This is a genomic window from Psychrosphaera haliotis (assembly GCF_039523615.1).
In the GTDB taxonomy this organism is placed as follows: Bacteria; Pseudomonadota; Gammaproteobacteria; order Enterobacterales; family Alteromonadaceae; genus Psychrosphaera; species Psychrosphaera haliotis.
The window spans coordinates 37,276-59,374 of record NZ_BAAAFQ010000007.1; the positions used below are offsets into that span (position 1 = coordinate 37,276).

The 22,099-nt window shown below is 40.9% G+C and carries 16 protein-coding genes; 7 read left to right on the forward strand and 9 right to left on the reverse strand.

Features of this window, described 5'->3' with window-relative positions; translation table 11 throughout:
- Window positions 1-38: 38 nt before the first annotated feature.
- Window positions 39-2,090 (reverse strand): oligopeptidase A, encoded by a 2,052-nt coding sequence (prlC, locus tag ABD009_RS09695; protein ID WP_343824936.1) that lies wholly within the window; start codon window positions 2,088-2,090, stop codon window positions 39-41.
- 177 nt (window positions 2,091-2,267) lie between these two features.
- On the opposite strand from prlC, the gene gorA reads away from it, so the two are divergent.
- Together gorA and ABD009_RS09705 are read left to right on the forward strand one after the other, a co-directional pair.
- Complete coding sequence (gene gorA, locus ABD009_RS09700; RefSeq protein ID WP_343824938.1) at window positions 2,268-3,620, forward strand: glutathione-disulfide reductase; 1,353 nt, start codon at window positions 2,268-2,270, stop codon at window positions 3,618-3,620.
- A gap of 181 nt (window positions 3,621-3,801) precedes the next feature.
- Entirely contained in the window at window positions 3,802-5,067 is a 1,266-nt protein-coding gene (locus ABD009_RS09705; protein WP_425543078.1) for a sugar MFS transporter, read from the forward strand.
- Window positions 5,068-5,211: 144 nt separating this feature from the next.
- On the opposite strand, the gene ABD009_RS09710 is transcribed toward ABD009_RS09705, so the two are convergent.
- The 3 genes from ABD009_RS09710 to ABD009_RS09720 form a co-directional block, all read right to left on the reverse strand.
- Window positions 5,212-5,433 (reverse strand): TIGR02922 family protein, encoded by a 222-nt coding sequence (locus tag ABD009_RS09710; RefSeq protein WP_155696513.1) that lies wholly within the window; start codon window positions 5,431-5,433, stop codon window positions 5,212-5,214.
- A 180-nt stretch (window positions 5,434-5,613) separates the two neighbouring features.
- A complete protein-coding gene (locus ABD009_RS09715) occupies window positions 5,614-7,764 on the reverse strand; it encodes a TonB-dependent receptor (protein ID WP_343824943.1) in 2,151 nt (716 codons plus the stop codon).
- Window positions 7,765-7,801: 37 nt separating this feature from the next.
- On the reverse strand, window positions 7,802-8,155 hold the full coding sequence (locus ABD009_RS09720; RefSeq protein WP_343824945.1) for a hypothetical protein: 354 nt from the start codon (window positions 8,153-8,155) through the stop codon (window positions 7,802-7,804).
- Between the two features lie 342 nt (window positions 8,156-8,497).
- Here ABD009_RS09720 and rho point away from each other — a divergent pair, with 342 nt between their 5' ends.
- From rho to ABD009_RS09745, 5 genes are all read left to right on the forward strand, one after another.
- Complete coding sequence (gene rho / locus ABD009_RS09725) at window positions 8,498-9,766, forward strand: transcription termination factor Rho (RefSeq protein ID WP_155696510.1); 1,269 nt, start codon at window positions 8,498-8,500, stop codon at window positions 9,764-9,766.
- 167 nt (window positions 9,767-9,933) lie between these two features.
- A complete protein-coding gene (gene ubiD, locus ABD009_RS09730) occupies window positions 9,934-11,409 on the forward strand; it encodes a 4-hydroxy-3-polyprenylbenzoate decarboxylase (RefSeq protein ID WP_343824947.1) in 1,476 nt (491 codons plus the stop codon).
- Between the two features lie 54 nt (window positions 11,410-11,463).
- Complete coding sequence (gene fre, locus ABD009_RS09735; RefSeq protein ID WP_343824949.1) at window positions 11,464-12,168, forward strand: NAD(P)H-flavin reductase; 705 nt, start codon at window positions 11,464-11,466, stop codon at window positions 12,166-12,168.
- 85 nt (window positions 12,169-12,253) lie between these two features.
- Window positions 12,254-12,739: a GNAT family N-acetyltransferase gene (locus ABD009_RS09740; RefSeq protein WP_343824951.1), complete on the forward strand. Its 486-nt coding sequence runs from the start codon at window positions 12,254-12,256 to the stop codon at window positions 12,737-12,739.
- Window positions 12,740-12,804: 65 nt separating this feature from the next.
- Window positions 12,805-15,666, forward strand: a complete 2,862-nt coding sequence (locus tag ABD009_RS09745) for a M16 family metallopeptidase (protein WP_343824953.1) — start codon at window positions 12,805-12,807, stop codon at window positions 15,664-15,666.
- A 113-nt stretch (window positions 15,667-15,779) separates the two neighbouring features.
- On the opposite strand, the gene ABD009_RS09750 is transcribed toward ABD009_RS09745, so the two are convergent.
- The 5 genes from ABD009_RS09750 to prpC all read right to left on the reverse strand — a co-directional run bounded on the left by ABD009_RS09750 (window position 15,780) and on the right by prpC (window position 22,075).
- Window positions 15,780-16,058 carry a hypothetical protein gene (locus ABD009_RS09750; protein ID WP_343824955.1) on the reverse strand — a complete coding sequence of 93 codons (279 nt, stop codon included), beginning with the start codon at window positions 16,056-16,058 and terminating at the stop codon, window positions 15,780-15,782.
- Between the two features lie 36 nt (window positions 16,059-16,094).
- Window positions 16,095-16,850 carry a bestrophin-like domain gene (locus ABD009_RS09755; protein ID WP_343824957.1) on the reverse strand — a complete coding sequence of 252 codons (756 nt, stop codon included), beginning with the start codon at window positions 16,848-16,850 and terminating at the stop codon, window positions 16,095-16,097.
- A 48-nt stretch (window positions 16,851-16,898) separates the two neighbouring features.
- A complete protein-coding gene (gene prpF / locus ABD009_RS09760; RefSeq protein WP_343824959.1) occupies window positions 16,899-18,092 on the reverse strand; it encodes a 2-methylaconitate cis-trans isomerase PrpF in 1,194 nt (397 codons plus the stop codon).
- A 97-nt stretch (window positions 18,093-18,189) separates the two neighbouring features.
- A complete protein-coding gene (gene acnD, locus ABD009_RS09765) occupies window positions 18,190-20,781 on the reverse strand; it encodes a Fe/S-dependent 2-methylisocitrate dehydratase AcnD (RefSeq protein WP_155696502.1) in 2,592 nt (863 codons plus the stop codon).
- A gap of 172 nt (window positions 20,782-20,953) precedes the next feature.
- Window positions 20,954-22,075: a bifunctional 2-methylcitrate synthase/citrate synthase gene (gene prpC, locus ABD009_RS09770; RefSeq protein WP_155696501.1), complete on the reverse strand. Its 1,122-nt coding sequence runs from the start codon at window positions 22,073-22,075 to the stop codon at window positions 20,954-20,956.
- Window positions 22,076-22,099: the final 24 nt, after the last annotated feature.

A 22,099-nucleotide genomic window follows, 5' to 3' on the forward strand; every position in this document is an offset into this window, starting at 1 on the left:
AAACCAATACGCGGCGAAGCCTTTAAATGTTTAAAACTTTAGGCTGCAATACCAGAGTGACGAAGCAGAGCATCAATTTCTGGCTCACGACCTCTGAAGGCTTTGAATAGCTCCATTGGCTCTTGGCTTCCACCACGCTCTAAAATATTAGTTAAGAACGAGTGACCTGTTGTTGAATTAAAGATACCGTCTTCTTCAAATTTAGAAAAGGCATCGGCTGATAATACTTCAGCCCATTTGTAACTGTAATAACCAGCGGCGTAGCCACCTGCAAAGATGTGTCCAAAGCTATGTTGGAAGCGGTTAAATGACGGAGGCGTAATAACAGACACCGTCGTTCTAACATCATCTAAAATTTCCTGAATACGAGCGCCAGTCTCAGGTTTGTATTCTGCGTGAATTCTGAAGTCAAACAGGCTGAATTCTAATTGGCGAACCATCATCATCGCTGATTGGAAGTTTTTAGCCGCTAGCATTTTGTCTAACAAGTCTTTAGGTAAAGGTTCGTTAGTCTCAAAGTGGCCAGAAATAAACGATAACGCCTCTTCTTCAAAACACCAGTTTTCTAAAAACTGACTTGGTAATTCAACAGCATCCCAAGCCACACCATTTATTCCAGAAACCGCAGCTTCGTCAACTTGCGTAAGCATATGGTGAATACCATGTCCAAACTCGTGGAATAAAGTAACTACTTCATCGTGAGTGAATAGGGCAGGTTGGTCACCAATAGGCTGATTAAAGTTACACGTTAAATAAGCAATTGGGGTTTGTAGTTCACCTGTGGAAAACTTAATTCGGCCTTGGCAATCGTCCATCCAAGCACCACCACGTTTTTTCTCACGTGCATATAAGTCTAAGAAAAAGCTACCACGGTATTCACTTTCTTGATCATAAATATCAAAAAACTGAACATCTTTATGCCAAGTATCAACGGTTTCTGGGTGCTTTTTAACGGTAATGCCAAACAAACGTTCTACGGTTTTAAACAGGCCATTTACAACGGTTTCAGCTGGGAAATAAGGACGTAACTGTTCGTCTGAAATAGAGTATTTAGCTTGTTTTAACTTCTCACCGTAGTAAGTGTAGTCCCAAGGATTTAGGTCTGAAACACCATGTTCATCTTTAGCGAACGCTTTAAGCTCGGCCACTTCTTGCTTGGCTTGAGGTACCGATTTTTCTGCAAGTTGCGTTAAAAACTCAGTGACTTGCTCAGGCGATGACGCCATTTTTGTTGCAACAGACTTGTCAGCATAACTGTCAAAGCCAAGTAAATTAGATACCTCATGACGAAGCGCCATGATCTCTTCCATGAGCTCGGTGTTGTTAAATTCACCGGCGTTAGGGCCTTCTTCAGACGCTCGAGTGGTAAATGCTGTGTACATTTCTTGGCGTAAAGACGCGTTGTCAGAGTATGTCATTACTGGTAAGTAGCTTGGGAAATCTAGCGTAAACAGGTAACCGTCAAGCTCTTTCATTTCAGCCATTTGCTTGGCGGCGGCAATGGCTGACTCCGGTAGGCCGGCTAGTTCAGATTCATCTGTGATGACTTTCTGCCATGCATGCGTAGCATCTAAAACATTATTACTAAACTGTGAGCTTAAATCTGAAAGGCGGCTTTGAATTTCGCCATATCGTTTTTGCTGCTCTGGTGGTAAATCGATACCTGATAATTTGAAATCACGAAGTGCATTTGTGATGACTTTTTGCTGAGCGGCATTAAGAGAATCAAACTGGCTTGATTTACTTAAGTTCTCGTACGCTTTAAATAGTTCAGCATGCTGGCCAACCCAAGTACCGTATTCACTTAAAATAGGAAGACAAGACTCGTACGCATCACGCATTTCGTCAGTACTAACCACTGAATTCATGTGAGAAACAGGTGACCAAGCTTTTGATAATTTATTATCTGCCTTTTCAACGTCTTCTACTAAGGTTTTCCAAGTTGGTTCTGCTTCAGAAACGGCTTTTTCAATGGCTTCTTTGCACTCTTTAATCAACGCCTCAACAGCCGGTTTAACATGCTCCGGCTTAATTTTTGAGAATGGCGGCAATTGAAAATCAGATAATAATGGGTTGTTAGATTCAGACATAAACGACCTTGTCAGCGGTGATTAAAATAATTAGTTAATAAATAGGTGCGACAACCCTGTTTTACAAGGTTTTGTATTAGAATAAAAATATCGATGGTGATTATCTAATATTTCTATTTGGTTTTATTCATCGTAGCCCATATCCTTACGGGATAGTAATTTTACAGGATCAGATTTATGACAACTCATTTTGACTATATTGCCATTGGTGGCGGAAGCGGTGGTATTGCATCGGCGAACAGAGCAGCAATGCGCGGCGCGAAAGTAGCACTAGTAGAAGCGAAAGCAATGGGCGGTACTTGCGTAAACGTAGGTTGTGTACCTAAAAAAGCCATGTGGTTTGGCGCTCAAGTTGCCGAGGCTATTCATAAATATAGCCCAGACTATGGTTTTGATGTGACGGTTAATAAATTTGATTGGAGCAAGCTTGTTGCTAGCCGCGAAGCTTATATCAAAAGAATTCATGGTTCTTACGATCGCGTATTAGGAAATAACGACGTTACGGTTATTAACGGCTTTGCTAAGTTTGTTGATGCGAAAACAATAGAAGTAGATGGCACGCAATATACCGCTGATCATATTACGATTGCCACAGGCGGTCGTCCTACTTGGCCTGAGATTGAAGGTGCTGATTTAGGTATTGATTCTGATGGCTTTTTTGATCTTAACGAACAACCAAAAAGAACGGTTGTTGTAGGTGCAGGTTATATTGCTGTTGAATTGGCGGGCGTATTAAATAGCCTAGGTACTGAAACTAAATTAGCGGTTCGTAAACACGCGCCTTTACGTAATTTCGATACTATGATTTCTGAAACACTAGTAGAAATGATGGCTGAAGATGGTATTGAATTATTAACACATAGCGTGCCTAAACGAGTTGTAAAACAGGCAGATGGTAGCTTAGTACTTGAATTTGAAAACGGCACTCAAGTAGAAACTGATTGTGTAATTTGGGCGATTGGTCGTACGCCAAGTACTGACAATATCAATATTGAAGCGTCAGGTGTTAAACGTGATGAATGGGGTTACATTCCAGTTGATGAGCATCATGAAACTAACGTTCCAGGCGTTTACGCATTAGGCGATATCATAGGTAAAGTTGAATTAACACCGGTTGCAGTTAAGTCTGGTCGTATTTTGGCAGAGCGTTTATTCAATAATATTACCGACGTTGTGATGGATTACACTAATATCCCAACCGTTGTATTCAGTCACCCAGCAATTGGAACAATGGGCCTAACGGAAGAGCAGGCTATTGTTCAATACGGCAAAGACAATGTAAAAGTATACAACTCTAGTTTTGCAGCTATGTATACGGCATTAACAGAACACCGTCAGATGACTAAAATGAAACTAATTTGTGCTGGCGACAATGAGCTTGTTGTTGGTATTCATGGTATTGGTCTTGGCATGGACGAAATTCTGCAAGGCTTTGGCGTGGCTATCAAAATGGGCGCAACAAAAGCAGATTTTGACGCTTGTGTTGCTATTCACCCAACATCAGCGGAAGAGTACGTTACTTTACGTTAATTGCGTTTAGCGTAACGTGGTATTTAAAAGGTCCTTTTAAGGGCCTTTTTTTGTATCAAAAAAGACTGTTTATGAGTTGGCTCTAACATTATGAAAGCTAAAAGTTATTTCTCCATTAAATAAAAACAAGTAAAGTAGATAACACTATTATAAGAAGGCGTATAAAACGCTATTAAGGTTAATCAAAATGTCTATTGAAAATGCGGGTAAAAATAGTCCTGTGCAAAGTGAAACAGGTGAGTCGAATACTCGTTTTGCATTGATATCACTTACTTCTTTGTTTTTTATGTGGGGCTTTATTACTTGTCTTAACGACATATTGATCCCGTACTTAAAAAATCTGTTTTCACTAAACTACACCCAAGCAATGTTGATTCAATTCTGCTTTTTTAGCGCTTATTTTCTGGTATCACTACCAGCAGGAAAATTGGTTTCGAAGCTTGGGTACCAAAAAGGTATTGTTGTTGGTTTATTGATAGCGGCAATTGGGTGTGTTCTATTTTACCCAGCAGCTGCATATAAAGTTTATGGGCTATTTTTAGGAGCATTATTTGTACTGGCTTCAGGAATTACTATTCTGCAAGTTTCTGCAAATCCTTATGTTAGTGCATTAGGCGACCCAAAAACATCTTCATCTAGACTGACCCTAACTCAAGCGTTTAATGCGTTAGGGACTACAGTAGCACCTTCTTTTGGAGGCTTATTGATTTTAGGCGCTGCCGTTAATGAAGGCGCGGAACTTGGATCTTCGGTCAAAGTGCCATATTTATTATTGGCACTAATGTTATTAATACTTGCGTTAATTTTCGCATTTCTGAAACTGCCTGCTATTCAGCAACCGGCGGAAAACAAAAACTCCTCTACAATTGCAGACTTTAAAGAAGCATTAAAACATAAGCATTTGGCCTTAGGTGCCGTTGGTATATTTGTCTACGTTGGAGCTGAAGTTAGTATAGGTAGCTTACTTATAAACTATTTAGGGCTAGACCGAGTTAGCGCAATGGAAGAGGTTCAAGCTGCAGCGTATATTACTTATTATTGGGGTGGCGCTATGGTTGGACGATTTATTGGCGCAGCAGTAATGCAGAAAGTTGATGCGGGTAAAACGTTAGCATTTAACGCCTTCATGGCATGTCTGTTAATAGCTATCTCATTGACTACCAGTGGTTTTGTTTCAATGTGGGCAATACTTCTTGTTGGTCTATGTAACTCTATAATGTTCCCAACTATTTTTTCATTAGCCTTAAAGAATCTGAAAGAATATACCAGTCATGGTTCTGGTGTTCTGTGTTTAGCTATTGTTGGCGGAGCATTATTACCAGTTTTACAAGGCGTTATGGCGGATACCCTTGGTCTAACAGCGTCATTTGTTTTACCTGTTCTCTGCTTCGTTTACATTGCGTATTACGGTTTAAAAGGCAGTGTAGTTAACGATACTGAACGTTAGAAACTAATTTATATTGAGACACAAAAAAGCCACTTATCTAAAGTGGCTTTTTTACTTTTTATATATTGAGTGGAGACTATACTTGCAACGTCATATCGAGATTACCTTCGACAAATCTCTAAGCAACAACTCTACACAACAGCTCTATGCAACACCTTCAAACGGGACAATCCTATCCCCAATACTATTTAAAATATCTACCTGACCATCGCATACTGCGATAATAGAGCGTCCTTGTTTCAATTCCTCAGGTATAACAATACGGCCGTTTTGATTTTTGTTGAAGTTATGTGTTTCGTGACGCAGATCAAGAGCGCCATCTTCAAAAAAAATCAGTGTAGCTTGCGTAACCGGGTCATGTAACATCAGATAACCTTTTATATTTTGATAACGAATTTATATCGGCAACTTAAAACTACTCAATTTATATTCATAAATCAAACATAAATATTAGAAAAAGGGAATAAATAGTGAGGTCAGATGAGATAAGTGCTTTAAAGCGTTAGTTAACCACTTTAAAGCACACTTTGTTACAAGATTAATAACTTAGAAAGCAATGGACCCCGAGATATAAATATTTCGTCCAATCGCCGGGATTTTATCACCCGTTTGTAAGCTACTCATATTGTTATCCATTTCCATGCTGCTGCCCATATCCATAGAGCTTCCCATATCCATGCTTGAGTCCATGCTGCTGTTCATTGTCATTGGTCTGTAACGACCAGCTAAATGACTGGTATATGACTTATCAAACAAGTTTGAAATTCCAATGGTGACAGACCAATCTTTCTGCGCATAAAATGCAGAGATATCAGTTGTGCCGTAACCCGATGTTTTTGACTCGTTGTTAATAGCAGAGACTCTATCTTGGCTTGCCGTTAATTGTTCGGTGACTTTAAACAACCAATCATTCAACTGGTAGCTAGCTGAAAGTCTCAATGTATCTGCGCTAATTCGATATAAGTCATCATCAATATCGTCACGCTCACCACGAACCATGCTAATTGAGCCATCCAAGTATAGGTCGTCATTAACTGCCCATTGTGCAATAACGTCAGCCCCATAAAGTGATGCTTCAACATTAGCGAACTGCATAGGCGCGCTTCCCGTCATCATAGTTGCAACCATATTCGCTTGCATATTGGTAGATGGTGTCGCTTGAATATAATCGTCTATATTTTGGTAAAACAACTGTGGTGAAATAAGTACATCAGCCAGTTTATATTCTAAGCCTAGGTTAAATTGATAAGCAGTTTCGTGTTCTAGCTCAGGGTTGCCTACATAAGTATGGCCATCAGCTAAACCACCAGTGGCTTGCATTGGGACCCAAAGATACCTTTCTTGATAAGACGGTGCGCGTTGTTTTATCGCGCCTGAAAAAAGTAGTGACAACTCTTCAGACATTAAGTGCGTATAGGCAGCTGATAGGTCATAAAGCGTTTCTGTTTGGTCAGTATTTGCAGAGTTAAAGTTATCACGAAGCATCATAATTGCAGGATTCATCATAGCCATATGGTGACTAACGTCTCCCGCATCACTTTCATGTTGTTTTGCTCTTAAACCTAAGGTGAGCTGGCCGTCGGTTAAATCGGTTTTTACTTCCGCGAACACACTAACCACTTCGTCCGTAACATCATTAAAGTTCACCACGTTAAACATCATGTTGTCTGGAGAAGTAATTACGGCTTTGTGTTCTGAGAATAGCCAGTCAGTACCTAAAACTACCATTGAATTTTCAATCAAAGAAAACGGCATTTCTACCGATACATGGCCACCAAAAGACGTTGATTCAGCGGTATTATATCTTGTCATCATTGGGTTCATGTTAGTGCGAAGGCTATAGTTGTCCATGCCATGCGTAGCGTCTGTGTAGTTTACATTCCACTTTATATTTTGTTCATTATTTTGAATTTCGCCTGACAGATTAAATTGATCGGTTTTTATGTAATCAATATCCATTGGTAATGCCGCTGTGCCGCTTGGCTTAGTATTCGTATTTTTGAAATTTAAGTGGGTTTCTGTTTGTTCTGTTAAATAGCCTAAGTCAAAACCAGACTGAGTTCTTTCATAACTTGAAGGTACAATATCAAAACCACTCGCGGTTTCTTGGTCATCAGCTGATTGTTTGTTACCAAACACTAAAAAGGCCAAGTTTTCGTTAGCGATGTTTAAAGTAGGCGCTACAAAATAGGCATCACCCTGATGTTTATAACCTGCCGTTAAGTCTCCGCTAAATAAAGCGTCCGCTGAGTCAGAGAACTTTGCTTGTCGGTGGTTAATTTTAATTGCGCCACCAAAGGTATTTAAACCAGCGGAAACCGGTGCAATACCACGGTATATGGTGACGGATTCAACGTTGGTAGGATTCGCATAACTCATCGGCGCATCCATAGCGTTGGGCCCCGCTCCAACAATAGTTTGGCCATCTATAGACACGCCAACTCTATCGCCAAATAAACCACGATATTGCGCGATACCAGTAATAGCACCATTTTTATTGGCGGCGGCACCTGCAGCTGATGTTAGCCAGTCTGCAGCATCAGGAGAGGTGACACTTTGTTCTAATGGTTGAGATGATGTTTTAGATGTGATCTTCTTTGTAGTTATTTCAATCACTTCCATTGATGTTTCTGCAACAGCAGGTGCAGATATGCTTAACAGGCCGCATAACGGAGCCAATACAGTTTTGTACTTCATTTTAAATCCTTGTTTAATAAATTTTAATTATTTTTGTTTAAACAAGGTGCGTTGGAGGGGCTCGACCTTCGGGCTGAAGATATTGCGTTGAATAGGATTGAGCAAAAAGAGTAGCTGAAATTTTAACGTGATGTACTACAACGGCTTGAACGGTTAGATAGTTAGAATGAACAATTGCAGGTGCATCAAGTTCAAAAATACACAGTGGGCAGTGACCAGAAGAAAAGGAGTGGTGTGGCGGGGCCTTAGGATCAAGATCGCTAAAAGCGTCAGCTTCAATCCCTATTTCTATGGCAAGCTGGTAGTAAAACTCGTTGGCTGTTGTTTTTGAAACCCATTCAAAACCGTTTTTTGTACAAATGAGTTGCTTATCATTCTCGGAGTTCGCCAAAACTGAGACACTTGGCCCAATTAGGTTCCCTGCTAAACATAGAATAAAAAGTAACTGAACAAAATAACGCATTAAATGAATTGATCGCTTGTGCTCGTTTTTAAGTAAGTAAAAGAATATCGAAAATAAAAAATAGAACAATGAAATTTTTAAAATCAGTAGAAAAAGCGTTAATTTCTTACCAACGTAAAAAAAAGTGGCAGAAAATGCAGGTTTGTGGGACTTCAAGCTTTACGGTGGTCAAAATTACTGCTAACTTATCTACTGTCTGCGCAAACCCGCGCCAAAATTATTAAATCAAAAACTTCAAAACCTTCTTATCAATTACAAAGACATCTCAATATGCATTTACGTGAATTAAAAAATAAGCCAATTAGCGAACTCGTTCAATTAGCCGAGTCTATGGGCTTAGAGAATATGGCGCGTCTGCGCAAGCAAGACATCATTTTTTCAATCTTGAAAAAACACGCCAAAAGCGGTGAATCCATCTATGGTGATGGAGTATTAGAAATCTTACAGGATGGCTTCGGCTTTTTGCGTTCTGCAGACTCTTCTTACCTTGCTGGTCCAGATGACATTTATGTGTCGCCAAGCCAGATCCGCAGGTTTAACCTTAGAACAGGTGATTCAATTTCAGGATTGATTCGACCGCCTAAGGATTCAGAGCGCTATTTTGCGTTGCTGAAAATAGAACAAGTTAACCATGACAAACCTGAAATCTCTCGCAACAAAATCTTATTCGAAAACTTAACTCCTTTGCACCCTACATCACGCTTCTCTATGGAACGCGGTAACGGTTCAACTGAAGATATTACAGCTCGAGTTTTAGATTTAGCAGCGCCGATTGGTCGTGGCCAACGTGGTTTGATAGTTGCGCCGCCAAAAGCGGGTAAAACGATGTTAATGCAGAATATTGCAACATCAATTGCAGCGAACCACCCAGAAGCAACATTAATGGTACTTCTAATTGACGAACGTCCGGAAGAAGTAACAGAGATGCAACGTCTTGTAAAAGGCGAAGTTGTAGCCTCAACGTTTGATGAACCAGCGAGCCGCCACGTTCAAGTTGCTGAAATGGTAATCGAAAAAGCAAAACGTTTAGTAGAGCACAAGAAAGACGTAGTTATCTTACTTGACTCAATTACTCGTTTAGCGCGTGCCTATAACACGGTAATACCTTCGTCAGGTAAAGTACTAACTGGTGGTGTTGATGCCAATGCACTTCATAAACCAAAGCGTTTCTTTGGTGCAGCTCGTAACGTTGAAGAAGGTGGTAGTTTAACAATTATCGCTACAGCGCTAGTAGATACAGGTTCTAAGATGGACGAAGTAATCTACGAAGAGTTTAAAGGTACAGGTAACATGGAATTACACTTAAACCGCAAAATTGCGGAGCGTCGTGTATTCCCAGCTATCGACTACAACCGTTCTGGTACTCGTCGTGAAGAGCTAATGACTTCTCAAGATGAACTACAGAAAATGTGGATATTAAGAAAGATTGTTAATCCAATGCAAGAAGTTGAAGCAATGGAATTCTTAATTGACCGTCTGGCGATGACAAAAACGAATGAAGAGTTCTTTAAAGCAATGAAACGTCAAAAGGGCGCGTAGTTAACTTTTTAGCGCGTTGTTTATTCGCTTAAATCGTGCAAAAGCCCAATGTTTATTGGGCTTTTTTGTTATTTAAAAGTAAGTTACATGGTAATTAGTAAACTTTCACAATTACTAGTTCGTATATAAAAATTACATTCAAATTAATGGTAAACGTTTAGCTCATTATGAAATATAAAGATCTTAGAGATTTTATCGACAAGCTAGAAGAGCAGGGTGAGTTAGTTCGCATTACTGCTGAGGTCGACCCTGACCTAGAAATGACGGAAATTGCTGATAGAACATTGCGAGGCGAAGGGCCGGCGCTATTATTTGAAAACCCTAAAGGGCATTCAATTCCGGTACTTGCAAATCTGTTTGGCACACCTAAACGTGTTGCTATGGGAATGGGACAAGATAATGTTGAAGCATTACGTGAAGTTGGTAAAACGTTAGCCTTTTTAAAAGAGCCAGAACCACCTGCAGGTTTAAAAGATGCTTTTTCTAAGTTACCTATATTTAAACAAGTTCTTAACTTAGCACCTAAAGAAGTTAAAAAAGCACCTTGTCAGAAAGTGGTTATTGAAGGCGATGATGTTGATTTAACAAAGTTACCTATTATGCGCTGCTGGCCAGGTGACGTAGCTCCATTGGTAACTTGGGGTTTAACAGTAACTAAAGGCCCAAATAAACCTAGGCAAAACTTAGGTATTTATCGACAGCAGTTATTGGGTCCAAATAAACTGATCATGCGCTGGTTATCACATCGTGGTGGTGCTTTAGATTTCCAAGAGTTTAAAAAATCAAATCCAGGTGAGAAATACCCTGTAGCCGTTGCACTTGGGGCCGACCCTGCCACAATTTTGGGCGCGGTAACACCTGTGCCTGACACTTTAAGTGAATACGGTTTTGCCGGCTTATTGCGTGGTGAAAAAACCGAAGTGGTTAAATGTATTTCTAACGACTTGCAAGTGCCTGCATCTGCTGAGTTTGTTCTTGAAGGTTATTTAGACCCTGAGGAAATGGCACCGGAAGGCCCTTATGGCGACCATACAGGTTACTATAATGAAGTTGAGTCGTTCCCTGTTTTTACTGTTACGCATATTACGCATCGCAAAGATCCAATTTACCACAGCACTTATACCGGACGTCCACCTGATGAGCCGGCAATTTTAGGTGTGGCTCTAAACGAAGTATTTGTGCCTATAATTCAGAAGCAATTCCCTGAGATTGTCGATTTTTACTTGCCGCCGGAAGGCTGTTCTTACCGAATGGCTGTAGTGACAATGAAAAAACAATATCCAGGTCATGCAAAGCGCGTGATGATGGGAGTGTGGTCATTCTTAAGACAATTCATGTATACCAAGTTTGTTATTGTATGTGACGATGACGTGAATGCCCGTGACTGGAATGACGTAATGTGGGCGATAACTACTCGTATGGATCCTGCAAGAGACACGGTATTAATTGAAAATACGCCAATAGATTATTTAGACTTTGCTTCTCCTGTATCTGGTTTGGGCTCAAAAATGGGCTTAGATGCCACTAATAAATGGGCTGGTGAAACCGACAGAGAGTGGGGCGAGCCAATTGAAATGTCAACAGAGATTAAATCAAAAGTTGATGATCGTTGGGATGAATTTGGTATTTCACTTAAAAAGTAAACACAAAGCGTACTATAGTCATATAGTCGCTTCTATATTAGGAAATGAGATTTAATGTCTGCACATCAGATAACTGCCGAAGTCGTGTCAATTGAAGCTGTCACGGATTATGTAAAAATCGTTAAGATGAAACCGCTTGAGCCAGCTCAGTTTTTAGCGGGTCAATATCTACAAGTTGTTTTGTCAGATGACGACAAACGTATATTTTCTATCGCCTCTAGCCCTACTTCTGAATTTATAGAACTCCATATTGGTGCAGGTCCAGGTGATGCGTATCCGCAAGGAGCGCTTGATCACTTAGCCGAAAACAAAACGGTAACGTTAGAAATTGGTTTAGGTCATGCACATCTTAATTCTGCATCTGAGCGTCCAATTGTATTAATGGCGGGTGGCACAGGTTTTTCTTATGTTAAATCCATTGCTGACTACCTAGCCGAAACAAAACCTTTCCATACCGTATTACTTTATTGGGGCGCTAAAGATGAAGAGTCTTTATATGCATCAGAGTATTTAGCTGAGTGGGCCAACAAATTCCCTCACTTTCAATTCATTCCGGTTGTGGAAGAAGCTGAAGATAATTGGTCAGGTAAAGTGGGTTATGTTCATCAGGCAGTGATGGAAGATATTGTTAGTTTAGAACCTTATGATATTTATCTAGCGGGTCCATTTAAAATGGCTGGAATCGCAAGGGAAGACTTCATAAGCCAAAAAGGCGCGATAAAAGAACATATGTTTGCCGACGCCTTTGCGTTTATTTAGCAATAAGCATGTTATATCGGAACCCACTCACTAAACTAGTCAGTGGGTTTTTTAATTTAATACTAAATGAAAGGAATGGGCGTTAATGAACATAGAAATCAGACAAGCCGATTACAACGTAGAAAAAGACGGTACAGACTTAGTTAATTTACTAAATGGATACGCACAAGACCCAATGGGCGGCGCTGAGCCATTAAGTCAATTCAGTCAAGATAACTTAGTGGCGGCATTGGCAAAAACACCTCATGCATTTTCTGTACTTGCATACGTTGATGGTAAGCCAGCCGGTTTAATAAACTGTTTTGAGGGCTTTTCTACCTTTGCCTGTAAACCCGTAGTTAATATTCACGATGTTACCGTTGCTGGTGATTTTAGAGGGTTAGGTCTAAGTCAGAAAATGTTAGATGAAGTAGAGAGAATCGCCAGCAGTAAAGGTGCTTGCAAGCTGACACTCGAAGTTTTAGAAGGCAATACTGTGGCTAGAAATTCTTATCTTAAGTATGGTTTTAAAGGTTACGAACTTGATCCTGAAATGGGTAAAGCCGAGTTTTGGGAAAAGAAACTTAAGTGACATTAAACTCATAATCGTTTAGTTTAATTACTTATCTTTTATATAATGAAAAAGGAGCTACTTTCATGAAAGCATGGAAGATTTCACTAGTTGCGGCCGCTTTACTGTCTGGTTGTGACGTACCATCAAAGAGCCAAAATACTGAGCAGCAAGTAGCCGCTCAAGAGATTGCTGGCTTTAAGATATTAGACCAAGTTAACGCCGAACCAGGCAAAACTGCCATCCCTTATAAAAAGTTCAAACTAGACAATGGTCTAACGGTTATTCTTCATCAAGATGATTCAGATCCGTTAGTTCACGTTGACGTAACTTATCACGTAGGTTCAGGCCGTGAAGACATTGGTAAGTCAGGTTTCGCCCATTTCTTTGAACATATGATGTTCCAAGGCTCTGAAAATGTAGCTGATGAAGAACACTTTAAAATTATCACTGAAGCCGGTGGTACTTTAAATGGCACAACAAATACCGACCGCACAAACTACTTTGAAACGGTTCCTGCGAATCAGCTAGAAAAAATGCTGTGGTTAGAATCAGACAGAATGGGTTACCTTTTAGACGCAGTTACTCAAGAGAAGTTTGAAGTCCAACGTGAAACAGTAAAAAATGAACGCGGTCAAAGAGTTGATAACCGTCCATACGGAAGATTAAACGAGCGTGTTTCTGCAGCTTTATATCCAGAAGGTCATCCTTATTCATGGCCGGTTATTGGTTATATGGAAGACTTAAACCGAGTTAATGTGAACGATCTGAAAGCGTTTTTCTTACGCTGGTACGGTCCAAACAATGCAACTATCACAATTGGTGGTGACATTGATGAAGCTAAAACTCTTGAGTTAGTGAATAAGTATTTTGGAAGCATTCCAAAAGGCCCAGAAGTTAAAATGCCTGAGAAGGCGCCAGTAACGTTAGATGCTGATAGATATATCTCCATGGAAGATAACGTTCACTTACCACTACTTTATATGTCTTACCCTACGGTTCATATTCGCCATGAAGATGAAGCGCCAATGGATATTTTGGCTGAGATTTTAGGCGGCGGAAAAACATCACTGCTTTACAAGAACTTAGTTAAGAATCAATTTGCAGTTCAAGCGTCGGTAAGTCACCCATGTTCAGAGCTAGCTTGCACGCTAAACATGTTTGCTTTACCTAACCCTGCAGCGGGCAAGTCACTGGCTGATTTAGAAAAAATCATTAGAGATTCGATGACTGAATTTGAAACTCGCGGTGTGTTAGATGATGACTTACTTAAAGTAAAAGCCAATATGGAAGCGTCTTTCATCTTTGGTTTACAAAGTGTTTCAGGAAAAGTAAGCCAGCTAGCAAGCAATGAAATTTTTACGGGTAACCCAAACTATATTGAAAAAGACATTGCTCGTTACGCAAATGTAACCAAAGCCGATGTAATGCGAGTTTATAAAGAATATATCAAAGGTAAACATGCAGTGATCATGAGTGTCGTGCCTAAAGGCAAACTTGATACTATTGCTCATGAAGACACTTATGTAACGCCAGAGCGCACTATTCCTGAGCTTAAAAACGCTACAGCCGATGACTTAAACGTACGCGTCGCTAAATCTAATTTTGATAGAAGCACAATGCCAACAGCCGGAGCAAATAAGCCAGTAGACGTGCCAGAGATGTGGCAAGTTACTACAACTAATGGTTTATCTGTTTTAGGTGCTCAAAGTATCGAAACACCAACAACGTCAATGTTAATTAAAATTCCAGCTGGTCACTTTTATGAGTCAAAAGAGCAAGCCGGATTATCTAACTTATTAGCGTCAATGTTTGCTGAATCAACAACTCAGCGTTCTGCAGAAGACATGAGCAAAGAGCTGCGTAAACTGGGTAGCAACGTTTATATTAGTGAAGATAATAATTACATTAACGTTAACGTAAATGCACTGAGTAAAAACTTAGATAAAACATTAGCGTTGGTGAATGAAAAACTAATGAATCCGGCTTTTGATGAAGCAGAGTTTGCTCGTGTTAAAAATAATGTATTGCAACAGTTCAATAATGCTAAAAAAGATGCGGGTTATTTAGCATCAACAGCTTATGCTCAAATCCTATTTGGTGATTCTATTGCTGGAGTTCCTTCTGATGGTAATGAAGCTACTGTTGCCAACATTACTTTAGCGGACGTAAAAGCGTTTTATGCAAAACACATAAAACCAAAAGGCTCACAGCTTATTGTGGTTTCTGATCTGCCACAAGCGTCTATTAATAAGTCGTTGTCTGCGTTTGCAAAATGGAAAGGCGAAGCGCCAAAGCTTGAGTTAAATTTACCTGCCGTTGAGTTAGATAAAGGTACGGTTTATTTAGTAAATAAAGACAACGCCGCTCAATCGGCTATTAGGATTGGCAAGCGCGGTCTTACGCAAGATATTACAGGTGAGTTTTATAAAGCGAGCCTAATGAACTTTGCGTTAGGTGGTGCATTTAATAGCCGTATTAACCTTAACTTGAGAGAAGATAAAGGTTATACCTATGGTGCTCGCTCTCGTTTTTGGGGCGACAAAAATACCGGTGGTTATACAGCTAGTGCGGAAGTTCGAGCTGATGCGACGGACAAATCGATAGAGGAGTTTGTTAAAGAAATTTCCACATATCAAGCGTCGGGTATTACGCCGGAAGAACTAAACTTTATGCGCTTAGCAATTAACCAAGGTGATGCATTAAAATATGAAACACCTCGCGCAAAGTTAGGCTTTTTAGCACAAATACTAGAACATGATTTAGCACCTACTTTTGTAGATACTAGAAATGAAATTGTGGCTGGCATTAGTCAAAAAGAAATTAATGAATTAGCGAAAAAGCATTTAATCATTAACGACATGATAATGGTTGTTGTAGGTGGTGCAAAAACGTTAAAGCCAAAACTAGAAGCAATGGACCTTAAAGTGGTTGATTACTCAATCTAATCACTTTTAATTATCCAGAACGAAAAAACCAAGGAATACTCCTTGGTTTTTTTATGTCTACTGATTACTGATTACTGATTACTGATTACTTGTTGAATGTGAACAAGTCGTCATCACTGTTTGCTTTTCGCCTTTTTAATTGACTCAGCACAAGCCTTTTCCGCCATGCGAAGGGCTCTGTCGATAGCTGCTTGATCGTTCGCAGCTTTGGCTTCGGATACGTCAATTTGTGCATTCTGGCAACTGTCAGTGCGTTTTTTCTTAAGTTCTTTTTCTTCTATTACGCGGGTTTCTGAATCATAGCTCGCCTGCATATTACTGCAGCCAATAACAATAATAGTGATGCCAGCACTTAAGCTTACTTTTATTATTTTTGTTAGCGTTTTATTCATTGTCCAACTCCTTATGAATATTAAAGTTCAGCCTAACTAATAAGGCTGTTGCTGCAAATAGAGCAGAGGTGATTGGTCTATTTTAATCAAACCTCTTTTGGGCCTGTCTAAATCAATAATGATAAATACAATCAAAGTGATAAGTAAGGATACCATAGATATTTGCATCATCATTCTTGAGCCACTAAGGCCAACTGAATAGCCTAAAATGGTGACGGCCGATAAGAACACTACAAACAGTAATATTAGTACAACGTCAGGCACGTGCATTTTGATTAAGGCGTTTCGAGTATTTTGCTGTTCAATCACTTTAATTATCTTAGATCTAAAATCACTACTTTCAGATACCTCAAGTAACTGTTTTTGCACTCGGACTGACTCAAGGTGAAGTTGCGTGCGATGGCTTTCATCAACAATACTTGTTTTACTCAATTCAGATTTTATCTCGACATATTCTGTAAGTAATTTGTTTGCCCTATAAGCCTCTGTAACCGGTAAAAATTTAGATTCGATGATGGTCGATTGAATAACATTAGCTTCTTCAATAACGGCAATGCTTCGTGTTTTATATCTGTCCATAGACATACTAAATGTAAAGCCCAGTAACAGCGCAAGTAAGCCAAGTATTGATGCTTGAATGGAGCCCGTTAGCGACTTCACTTCTTCAGGGGTTTGTTTTTGTACAAACCGGCCAATACGGAACCCAAATTCATTGAATAAAATAATGTTAATGAATAAACAAACGGCAATGGTGACGCTGCTGAATTGATATAGCCAACTTAGCTCTGGCATAGATATAGTTTCCTTAAAAAAGCCACCCAAAAGGTGGCTTCGTTTATATTAACGTTGAGGCACTCTTACCCAGCCTTCCATTAAGACCCGCGCACTGCGACTCATAATAGCTTTCTTAACTTGCCAATTACCATCTAGCATTTCGGCTTCAGCACCAACTTTTAAGGTACCACTTGGGTGACCAAAAGTAACAGCCTGTCTGTTCTTTCCACCTGCTGCTAAATTAACAAGCGTATTTGGAATAGCGGCTGCAGTGCCAATTGCAACAGCGGCTGTGCCCATCATAGCATGATGAAGTTTACCCATAGACAATGCACGAACAGACACATCTATATCAGCTTTGGCGATGTGTTTACCACTTGAGGTAACATAATCTGCTGGTGGAGCAACAAAGGCAACTTTTGGCGTATGCTGGCGTGCAACGGCCTCGCTAATGTTTTGAATTAGGCCCATTTTAACCGCGCCGTGTGCTCTAATATGTTCAAAACGCGCTAATGCGGCGTCGTCATTATTAATAGCTTCTTGTAATTCTGTGCCGGTATAACCTATATCGGCTGCATTAAGGAAAATAGTTGGTATGCCAGCATTGATCATAGTGGCTTTATAGGTCGCAGCAGGAAAATCACCGATTGCAGGCACTTCTAACTCATCCACTACGTTACCTGTAGGGAACATAGCGCCTTCACCGTCAGCTGGATTTAAAAATTGCACTTCCACTTCTGCTGCTGGAAAGGTAACGCCATCAAGCTCAAAATCACCGGTTTCCTGAACTTCGCCATCGGTCATAGGGACTTGGGCAATAATGGTTTTACCAATATTAGCCTGCCAAATTCGAACCGTCGCAATGCCGTCTTTTGGAATTCGTTCGGCGTCAACTAAACCATTTGAAATGGCAAACGTACCAACTGCGGCGGTTAAGTTTCCACAGTTACCGCTCCAATCAATAAAAGGTTTATCTATAGCAACCTGTCCAAATAAGTAATCAACATCGTGATCCGCTTTATTGCTTTGCGATAATATTACCGTTTTACTTGTGCTTGATGTTGCTCCGCCCATACCGTCTGTGTGCTTTCCGTATGGATCTGGGCTACCAATCACTCTAAGTAAAATCGCGTCACGCGCTTCGCCTGGTTCTTGAGCTTCTAGTGGTAAGTCGTCTAAACTAAAAAAGACACCTTTACTGGTGCCGCCGCGCATATAAGTGGCTGGAATTTTTATCTGAGGCAAATGTGTTGAAGACATTACGTTCCTCCTTATGTTTGTATGAGATGAAAAGCGGCAAGTTAAACTCACCGCTTTATATTAGAATCTTAACCGTATATACCAGTTAGCTCATAATTTAGCTGTGTTGGGATTCTAGGAAGTCTTGTGCAAAACGTTGTAATACACCGCCAGCAGCATAAATAGAAACTTCTTCTGCAGTGTCTAAGCGACACTTAACCGGAACCTCAACAGAACTGCCATCTTTGCGATTAACAACAACTGCTAACGTTGCGCCAGGCGTTGGTTCGCCTTTAACATCATAAGTTTCAGTGCCGTCCAAACCTAATGTCTTGCGTGTTGTGCCAGGCATAAACTCAAGCGGTAAAACGCCCATACCAATCAAGTTAGTACGGTGAATACGCTCAAATCCTTCGGCTACAATTACTTCTACACCCGCTAAACGAACACCTTTAGCAGCCCAATCTCGAGAAGAGCCTTGACCGTAATCGGCACCCGCAACAATAATGAGCGGCTGCTTGCGTTCCATGTAGGTTTCAATCGCTTCCCACATACGCGTTACTTTGCCTTCAGGCTCAATTCGAGCAAAAGAACCTTGCTTAACCTGTCCATTCTCTTGAACCATTTCATTCAATAGTTTTGGGTTGGCAAAAGTGGCGCGTTGCGCCGTTAAGTGATCGCCTCGGTGCGTTGCGTAACTGTTAAAGTCTTCTTCCGGTAAACCCATTTTATGCAGGTATTCGCCGGCTGCGCTGTCCATCATAATGGCATTTGAAGGCGATAAGTGATCCGTGGTGATGTTATCACCAAGCACAGCTAATGGACGCAAGCCCTTCATTGTGCGTTCACCCGCTAACGCACCTTCCCAATAAGGAGGACGACGAATGTACGTGCTTTGCGGACGCCAGTCATATAATGGGTCGTTATCTTCACCATAATCTACCGTTAGGTCGAACATTGGCTCGTAAACCTTACGGAACTGCTCAGGTTTAACGCTCGCTTTAATTACAGCATCAATTTCTTCATCATTTGGCCACAAGTCTTTAAGAGTAATTGGGTTACCGTCTTTATCGTGTCCTAAAATGTCTTTTTCGATGTCAAAGCGAATCGTACCGGCAATAGCATAAGCAACAACAAGTGGTGGTGATGCCAAGAAGGCTTGATCTGCATGAGGGTGAATACGGCCATCGAAGTTTCTGTTACCAGATAGAACCGCGGTGCTGTATAAATCACGATCTTTAATTTCTTGCGCAATTTTAGGGTCTAGTGCGCCACTCATACCATTACAAGAAGTACAGGCATAAGCAACAACACCAAAGCCTAGTTGCTCTAATTCAGGCAATAAGTTTGCCTCTTCTAAATACATAGTTACGGCTTTAGAGCCTGGCGCTAATGAAGACTTAACCCAAGGCTTGCGTAACAGGCCATGTTTGTTTGCGTTTCGAGCTATCAGGCCAGCTGCAACCATGTTGCGTGGATTACTGGTATTAGTACAACTTGTAATAGCCGCGATAATAACTGCGCCATCGGGCATTTTGCCTTCTTCATTCTCAACAATGCCGGCAATACCTTTTGACTTTAAGTCAGTGGTTGCAACACGAGCATGAGGATTTGAAGGGCCAGCCATATTACGAACAACACTAGAAAGGTCAAACGTCAGAACACGTTCGTATTCGGCTTCAACCATTTCATCAGCCCACAGGCCAGTTTGTTTTGCGTAGTTTTCAACTAATTTCACTTGGTCGTCTTCACGGCCAGTTAGCGTTAAATAGTCAATAGTTTGCTGATCTATGTAGAACATTGCAGCTGTGGCACCAAATTCTGGTGTCATGTTGGAAATGGTCGCTCTATCGCCTAGCGTTAGTGCATTTGCGCCTTCACCAAAGAATTCCAAGTATGAAGAGACAACACGTTCATTACGTAGAAACTCTGTTAACGCTAAAACAATATCTGTGCTGGTAATGCCTGGCTGAGGTTTGCCAGTAAGTTCAACACCAATAATATCTGGTAAACGCATGTAAGACGCACGGCCTAACATTACGCTTTCTGCTTCAAGACCACCAACTCCAACCGCAATAACGCCTAACGCGTCAACCATAGGTGTGTGGCTATCGGTTCCAACTAGCGTGTCAGGAAAGGCAACACCATCACGGTTTTGAATAACCGGTGACATACGCTCTAAGTTAATTTGGTGCATGATGCCGTTACCTGGAGGGATAACGTCAACGTTTTTAAATGCAGTTTTAGTCCAGTTGATAAAGTGAAAACGGTCTTCGTTACGGCGGTCTTCAATTGCGCGGTTTTTCTCAAACGCGTCTTTTTCAAATCCTGCGTGTTCTACGGCTAACGAGTGATCAACAATTAACTGCGTTGGGACAACCGGGTTTACTTTGGCCGGGTCGCCACCTTTTTCAGCAATGGCATCACGTAAGCCAGCTAAATCAACTAATGCTGTTTGGCCAAGAATATCATGACACACAACGCGGGCAGGGAACCAAGGGAAATCTAAGTCGCGTTTGCGCTCGATTAATTGCGTTAATGAGTCCGTCAGTTTATCTTCCGGGCATTTTCGTACTAGGTTTTCTGCTAGTACTTTTGATGTATAAGGTAATTTTGCATAAGCGCCTGGCTTAATGGCATCGACTGCTTCTTTAGTATCGAAAAAGTCGATACCTGCATTTGGTAGTGGCTTTCTGTAATTCATATTCATTTTAATCACCAATTCATTGTTTTGAATGAATGTTGTTTGGTTTTATAAAAAAGAAGCGGGAGTTTAAAAGTCCCGCACCTTTAGAGCATCAAATGCTTTAAAATGTTGAACCTACAAGTGTTTGTAAACTCAATTTAAAGCCTGACGTTAGGGGTTTGCTATTGTCGAGGTATTAACGCTCTGCAATTGGCGTTACTGGACGTAGCTCTTCACCTGTGTAATCTGCAGAAGGGCGAATGATGCGGTTGTCAGCACGTTGCTCCATAACATGTCCAGCCCAACCTGTAACGCGAGACATTACAAAGATAGGTGTAAACAATGGTGTAGGGATACCCATGAAGTGGTATGCAGACGCATGGAAGAAATCGGCATTACAGAATAAGCCTTTTTCACGCTTCATTACTTCTTCACAACGAACAGATACTGGGTATAAAACCGTATCGCCTACATCAGCTGCTAGCTTTTCAGCCCAACCTTTGATGATTTCGTTGCGAGGGTCAGAGTCAGAATAAACCGCGTGGCCAAAGCCCATGATTTTTTCTTTGCGCTCAAGTTTGCCCATCATTTCTTGTTCGGCATGATCAGCAGATGTGAAGCCTTCAATCATTTCCATCGCCGCTTCGTTTGCGCCACCGTGTAATGGACCACGTAAAGAGCCAATCGCACCAGTTACACAAGAGTGCATGTCTGACAATGTTGACGCACAAACACGTGCAGTGAATGTTGACGCGTTAAACTCATGCTCAGCATAAAGAATTAAAGACACGTGCATTACTTGCTCATGCAATTCATTTGGCTTTTCACCGTGAAGCATATGTAGGAAGTGCGCGCCAATTGAGTCATCATCTGTTTCAACATCAATACGAACGCCATCGTGTGAAAAGCGGTACCAGTAACAAATGATGCTTGGGAAGCTTGCTAATAAACGGTCAGTAACGTCTTGTTGTTGATCAAAGCTAGTTTCCATTTCTAGGTTACCAAGCATTGAACAACCTGTACGTAATACATCCATTGGGTGCGCGTTTGCAGGGATGCGCTCTAGCACATCTTTAAGTGCTTGAGGAAGACCACGCATACCGTGAAGCTTCTTCTTATATGCATCAAGTTCAGACTGAGTTGGCAAGTTGCCTTTTAGAATTAGGTACGCCACTTCTTCAAATTGACAGTTGTTCGCTAAATCTTTTACGTCATAACCACGGTAGGTTAAACCTGAACCTGACTTACCAACGGTTGAAAGGGCTGTTTTACCTGCAACTTGACCGCGAAGACCCGCGCCACTTAATACTTTAGCCATGATTTCTCTCCTGAGTTAACCTGT

What these genes read in the sequence shown, in the direction of transcription:
- prpC (WP_155696501.1), bottom strand. Translation starts at nt 22,075, where the DNA reads ATGGCTAAAGTATTAAGTGGCGCGGGTCTTCGCGGTCAAGTTGCAGGT.
- ABD009_RS09710 (WP_155696513.1), bottom strand. Translation starts at nt 5,433, where the DNA reads ATGTTACATGACCCGGTTACGCAAGCTACACTGATTTTTTTTGAAGAT.
- fre (WP_343824949.1), top strand. Translation starts at nt 11,464, where the DNA reads ATGTCTGCACATCAGATAACTGCCGAAGTCGTGTCAATTGAAGCTGTC.
- ABD009_RS09740 (WP_343824951.1), top strand. Translation starts at nt 12,254, where the DNA reads ATGAACATAGAAATCAGACAAGCCGATTACAACGTAGAAAAAGACGGT.
- ABD009_RS09745 (WP_343824953.1), top strand. Translation starts at nt 12,805, where the DNA reads ATGAAAGCATGGAAGATTTCACTAGTTGCGGCCGCTTTACTGTCTGGT.
- ubiD (WP_343824947.1), top strand. Translation starts at nt 9,934, where the DNA reads ATGAAATATAAAGATCTTAGAGATTTTATCGACAAGCTAGAAGAGCAG.
- rho (WP_155696510.1), top strand. Translation starts at nt 8,498, where the DNA reads ATGCATTTACGTGAATTAAAAAATAAGCCAATTAGCGAACTCGTTCAA.
- prlC (WP_343824936.1), bottom strand. Translation starts at nt 2,090, where the DNA reads ATGTCTGAATCTAACAACCCATTATTATCTGATTTTCAATTGCCGCCA.
- ABD009_RS09715 (WP_343824943.1), bottom strand. Translation starts at nt 7,764, where the DNA reads ATGAAGTACAAAACTGTATTGGCTCCGTTATGCGGCCTGTTAAGCATA.
- acnD (WP_155696502.1), bottom strand. Translation starts at nt 20,781, where the DNA reads ATGAATATGAATTACAGAAAGCCACTACCAAATGCAGGTATCGACTTT.
- ABD009_RS09750 (WP_343824955.1), bottom strand. Translation starts at nt 16,058, where the DNA reads ATGAATAAAACGCTAACAAAAATAATAAAAGTAAGCTTAAGTGCTGGC.
- gorA (WP_343824938.1), top strand. Translation starts at nt 2,268, where the DNA reads ATGACAACTCATTTTGACTATATTGCCATTGGTGGCGGAAGCGGTGGT.
- ABD009_RS09755 (WP_343824957.1), bottom strand. Translation starts at nt 16,850, where the DNA reads ATGCCAGAGCTAAGTTGGCTATATCAATTCAGCAGCGTCACCATTGCC.
- prpF (WP_343824959.1), bottom strand. Translation starts at nt 18,092, where the DNA reads ATGTCTTCAACACATTTGCCTCAGATAAAAATTCCAGCCACTTATATG.